Below are 2,198 nucleotides of genomic sequence, written 5' to 3'. Positions count from 1 at the left end.
GCAGCCGGACCCGCCCCTCGGGCGTGGCACGGACTCAGTTGAGGCGGTTGCCCGTCGCAGCCGAGAAGACGTGCGACTGGCCCGGCTTGATCGTCACGTGGATCTTGTCGCCCTTCATGGGGACGTTCCGCGGGTCGATGCGCACGATGACCTGGTTCTCGCCGGCACCCGAGCGGACCTCGGCCTGCTCGGCGGCGGGGCCGAGCAGCGTGCCGTAGACGAAGGCGTCGGAGCCGAGCTCCTCGACCAGGTTCACGGAGATCGGCATCGAGTTCGCGGTGCCCTCGGACACGACGTCCAGGGCCTCGGGGCGGAAGCCGATCGTGACCTTGCCGCCGTCGGCGTCCGTGAGCTGCTCGACGATCGAGCGCTCGAGCGGCACGCGCGCCGCGCCGACGGTCGCGACGCCGTCCTCGACCTTGAACGTGGCGATGTTCATCGCCGGCGAGCCGATGAAGCCCGCGACGAAGACGTTGGCCGGGGTGTCGTACATCTCGCGCGGGGTGCCGACCTGCTGCAGCAGACCGCCCGAGAGGACCGCGATGCGGTCGCCCATGGTGAGGGCCTCGGTCTGGTCGTGCGTGACGTAGACGGTCGTGACGCCGAGACGGCGCTGGAGCGACGCGATCTGCGTGCGGGTCTGGACGCGGAGCTTGGCGTCGAGGTTCGACAGCGGCTCGTCCATGAGGAACACCTGCGGCTGGCGCACGATGGCGCGGCCCATGGCGACACGCTGGCGCTGACCACCGGAGAGCGCCTTCGGCTTGCGGTCCAGGTACTCGGTGAGGTCGAGGATCTTCGCGGCCTCCTCGACACGCTGGCGGATCTCGGCCTTGGGGGTGCCGGCGATCTTCAGCGCGAAGCCCATGTTGTCCGCGACGGACATGTGGGGGTAGAGCGCGTAGTTCTGGAACACCATCGCGATGTCCCGGTCCTTCGGCTGGACGTCCGTGACGTCGCGGTCGCCGATGAGGATGCTGCCGCCGTTGACGTCCTCCAGGCCGGCGAGCATGCGCAGCGAGGTGGACTTTCCGCAGCCCGACGGGCCGACGAGGACGAGGAACTCGCCGTCCTCGATGTGCAGGTTGAGCTGGTCGACAGCCGGGCGCTCAGTGCCCGGGTAGACGCGCGTCGCGTGGTCGAAAGTGACCGTAGCCATGGTTGCTTCCCTCTCCACCGGCAGGTACGTGCCGGACGATCCGTTGTGGGTGGGTGCCGTTGCGCTTTCACGAATGGCGTGTCGGCGGTGACACATTCTGTTGTCGAGCGCCTCGGTCCCCCGCGTGAGCCGGTTCCCGGTGCGCCGCGATGATCGTACATGCCTGTGACGTGAGTCATGACACGTTCCAGGTCAGGGCCTCTCGAGGCCCGCCGGTCAGCGGTCGAGCGCCTCCGCGAGGCGCTCCAGGAGGGCCGCCAAGGCGTCCGCGTCCGCCACCCGGTGCCCCGCGGCGGTCGGCCCCGGCCCCACCTTGAGGCCGAGGTCGTCCGCGCCGAGCACCGCGAAGGCGGCCTCGTCCGTGGTGTCGTCGCCGGCGTAGAGCACGAGCGCCCGCAGGTCGTGGGCCTCCTCGGCCTCCTCGAGCTGCTCGCGCAGCCGCTCCACGGCGATCCCCTTGGACGTGTCGACGACGGCGATCTCGACGACGTCCTTGCCGTGCATGGCGTGCAGACCGAGGCGCCCGGCCAGGGCGTCGGCGTCCTCCGTGGCGGCGCGGGTGTCCTCCGGTCCGCACACCCGCGTGTGCAGCACGGCGGCGCTCGGCTTGTCCTGCACCCAGGCGCCCCGGCGGCCGTCCACGGCCTCCTGCATGCCCTCCCGCAGCCGCTCCAGCGTCGTGGCCTGCTCCGGCGTGAGCTGCAACGGCACCGCGTCGACGCCGTGCGCCGTCACCCGCCCCGTCTCCGCCCCGTGGCTCCCCACGAGGTAGGTGCCGGCGGGCGCCCCGGAGCGTGCGGCCAGGTCGGAGAGGTTGCGGCCCGAGACGAGCGCGAGGCGCAGCACGTCGCCGTCGGCGGCCTCCCGCGCCGCGAGAGCGGCGAGGCGGTCCACCGCCGCCCGTGCCGCAGGCGTCATCGCCGACGCCGACGGGTCGTCGACCAGCGGCGCCAGCGTGCCGTCGAAGTCCAGGGCCACGAGCCGCACACGACGGCGGGACGCCCGGTCAGGGGCGCCGGCGAAGGCGAGCGCCGCGGCC

At 72.2% G+C, this 2,198-nt stretch carries 2 protein-coding genes; both read right to left on the bottom strand.

Annotated features, from left to right (window positions below):
- Positions 1-34 precede the first annotated feature (34 nt).
- Positions 35-1,159 carry an ABC transporter ATP-binding protein gene (locus ACFT55_RS20000; RefSeq protein ID WP_380245605.1) on the bottom strand — a complete coding sequence of 375 codons (1,125 nt, stop codon included), beginning with the start codon at positions 1,157-1,159 and terminating at the stop codon, positions 35-37.
- A 216-nt stretch (positions 1,160-1,375) separates the two neighbouring features.
- Positions 1,376-2,198 (bottom strand): trehalose-phosphatase (gene otsB, locus ACFT55_RS19995; RefSeq protein WP_380245604.1); only part of this gene is annotated, 823 nt, incomplete at its 5' end.

This window comes from Isoptericola sp. NPDC057191 (assembly GCF_042670225.1).
In the GTDB taxonomy this organism is placed as follows: domain Bacteria; phylum Actinomycetota; class Actinomycetes; order Actinomycetales; family Cellulomonadaceae; genus Isoptericola.
The sequence above is the reverse complement of the archived record's forward strand: the minus strand, read 5'-3'. Positions and strand labels throughout refer to the sequence as shown.